1 protein-coding gene is annotated in these 649 nt (G+C 28.4%); it reads right to left on the bottom strand.

Features of this window, described 5'->3' with window-relative positions:
* Positions 1-103: 103 nt before the first annotated feature.
* Positions 104-649: hypothetical protein (locus tag TD29_RS18600; protein WP_040282702.1), on the bottom strand; the 546-nt coding region annotated here is incomplete at its 5' end.

Here is a 649-nt window from a genome sequence, read left to right as displayed (position 1 = left end):
GTTGGAACTAAGTTAGCAAAAGAAACCGAACCAGAGGAAAATCCGTAGGATTTTCCGAGTACACACAAAACAAGCAATTGGCTATACACGTTGTTGTACACTGTTATTTGTTTTTATTCAATCGTTTTTGAATTTTTTCATTCCAATATTTTATCGTTTCATCTCTCGATAATCCAGAATTATGGATACTATCTTCTGTGATTAAAAGTTCTTTAAAATTTTTCTGCAATATTTTTTCTAAGTCAGAATAAAATTTGTCATCTCTATATTTAATCTTATTCATCTCACTATTAGATTTTCTAGCATAACTTTCATATAGATCGAACTTGAGTTTTTGAACTCTCATTACTTCTTTAAAATCAGCTGTGTCTTTAATCCAAGATTTTTCTTTATTGAATAATGCAATTACTTCTGCATCTTTAAGATTTGTTGATCTTAAATATAATTCATGATACCACCATTCGGTTGATTTCGAATTTCTATCAATATCTCCTTGGAAATCTTCAACAGTTATTTCTGCGTTTTCTGACCAAAAAATTGAATTTTTCTTTTTAAAGTAATACTCAATTTGAATTTTGTTGAACGAATATATTATGCCAACTATTGCAAGAAACAAAAGTGATATGGTGACTATTTTTTGAGGTTTGTT

The sequence above is a fragment of the Psychroserpens damuponensis genome (assembly GCF_000826655.1).
GTDB classification, from domain to species: domain Bacteria; phylum Bacteroidota; class Bacteroidia; order Flavobacteriales; family Flavobacteriaceae; genus Psychroserpens; species Psychroserpens damuponensis.
Note: the sequence above shows the minus strand (reverse complement) of the source record. Positions and strands in the feature narration are given on the sequence as shown.